This window comes from Streptomyces minutiscleroticus (assembly GCF_014650875.1).
GTDB lineage: Bacteria > Actinomycetota > Actinomycetes > Streptomycetales > Streptomycetaceae > Streptomyces > Streptomyces minutiscleroticus.
The window spans coordinates 1-1,724 of record NZ_BMVU01000178.1; the positions used below are offsets into that span (position 1 = coordinate 1).

At 70.3% G+C, this 1,724-nt stretch carries 2 protein-coding genes; both read right to left on the reverse strand.

Annotation, left to right across the window (positions count from 1 at the left end; translation table 11 throughout):
* Positions 1 to 706: 706 nt before the first annotated feature.
* Positions 707 to 1,072 carry an STAS domain-containing protein gene (locus IE271_RS40775; protein WP_190195460.1) on the reverse strand — a complete coding sequence of 122 codons (366 nt, stop codon included), beginning with the start codon at positions 1,070 to 1,072 and terminating at the stop codon, positions 707 to 709.
* A 341-nt stretch (positions 1,073 to 1,413) separates the two neighbouring features.
* Positions 1,414 to 1,724 (reverse strand): transposase (locus IE271_RS40780; protein ID WP_229919983.1); only part of this gene is annotated, 311 nt, incomplete at its 5' end.

A 1,724-nucleotide genomic window follows, 5' to 3' on the forward strand; every position in this document is an offset into this window, starting at 1 on the left:
ACGAGGTACGACAAGCTCGCCGTCCGCTACGAGGCGACCGTGCTGGTCGCAGTCCTCAATGAGTGGCTGTGACCAGCACTTTCCCAACAGGCCCTAGGCGTGCGACCGCAGGGCCGCACGCCACAGGCGAGCCGGCCGGCATCTGCACCCGCCAGCCGGCCGCGTCCCATCGCTCGGGTCCGCCCCTCGACGGCGACGCGCGCCATGGTGCTTGACGCCGATGGTGCTTGACGCCGGCGGTGGCGCAGCCGGCGGACGGCGGACGGCGGACGGACGTCACTGAGGCGTTGCCCGGGCCCAGCAGCGGAAACGGACTGGGGCTTTCGGACCCCGCACAGGCCGGACGGCCCCTCCTGCCCTGCTATGAGGGTGAAAGAAAGGAAGGTCCGTCCCCCTTCCCCGGGGCGGCGGGCGACGCACGGCAACGGCTCCCTGCTGCGCTCTCCGCCCGCCGGGGCAGTCACGACGCGTCGGTGCCGCCCGCTGTGGCTGCGGCCGGGACGCGGGCGAGCGGCCGGCCGAATGTCCGTACGGGCAGGACCGTACGGACACTCCCGCCGGGGCGGGCGTTGCGTTCGCGCGGCTGCCGCCGCCCTGGAGCGTCACCCGCGATCACCGTCCGAACGCTGGGGTGCCCGGAGCCGGCCGCCGTCTGCGGCACGGCCCTTTGCCCGCTTCACCCGCCTGCCGCGAACCAGGGCAAAGCTCAGACCGAGAGCGCCTGCTCCAGAGTGGGGTAGCACTCGATGTGTCTGCCCAGGCCGCTGACCTGGATGACCTTTCCGATAAAAGGCCGCATGCCGGCCAGGCGCAGCCATCCCCAGGTGCCGGTAACGGCACGGTAGGCGCCAAGCAGGGCGTTGAGGCCGGTGGAGTCCATGAAACCAACCCCGCCTAGGTCGACCACCAGGCGCGGAGCAGGACCGGCAGTGGCAACCGCCAGGGCCTGGCGCAGACGCGCAACGGTAGACAGGTCTATCTCGCCCCGCACATGCAGGACGGTGATGCCGTCGGTGACCGTACGGATCACGGAGAGTTCGCTGGGCTGGTCCGCGCCGTAGAGATCGTCCATCACAGGTGCCCCTGCAAAAACCAGTAACGACCAGTACAGAATGCGTCCGGCTGCATATGCCGAAGCTCTCCACCGACCGTAGATCCGGCACGCCCGGATGGCCTACCCACCCACCCCACCTCCAGCCGCCCCGCTGTGCATGGCGTATGCCACCAGCACCTATCCGCCCTTCACCAGGGGGCGCGCGGGCCCGGCGAACGCAACCAGTCCTGCGGGACCGGCCATACAGGACAGCTGCTGGACACCGCGCGCGCCATCCGCAATCTGGGCCCGGGCCAGGTCATGTCCCGCTGAGTGGTGGAGTTCGTTCGGCCGCGTGACGCTCAGCGGGTGTGTTTCGACTATGCGCCGGTGAGTGCGGGCGCCGCCACCGGTTCGCCGGCAGCGACTTGGGCCATGAAGCCCTCGGAGAGACAGCGGCGGTCGGTGACCTGCCACTCGTCGTGCTGCTCGGCCAGGACCGCACCGGCCAGCCGGGCCAAGGCCGCCGGATCGGGAAAGACGCCCACCACGTCCGCGCGGCGTTTGATCTCCCGGTTCAGCCGCTCCAGCGGGTTGGTACCTGGTATGAAATTTTTTGGGTGCCGCTTTCCTGGTGGCCGGGCCTGGTTCACGGCCGTACGGTGCAAGCGCCGGGACAGGGGCGTCTGGG

Coding starts and splice junctions, on each gene's coding strand:
- IE271_RS40775 (WP_190195460.1), bottom strand. CDS start 1,072: ATGGACGATCTCTACGGCGCGGACCAGCCCAGCGAACTCTCCGTGATC.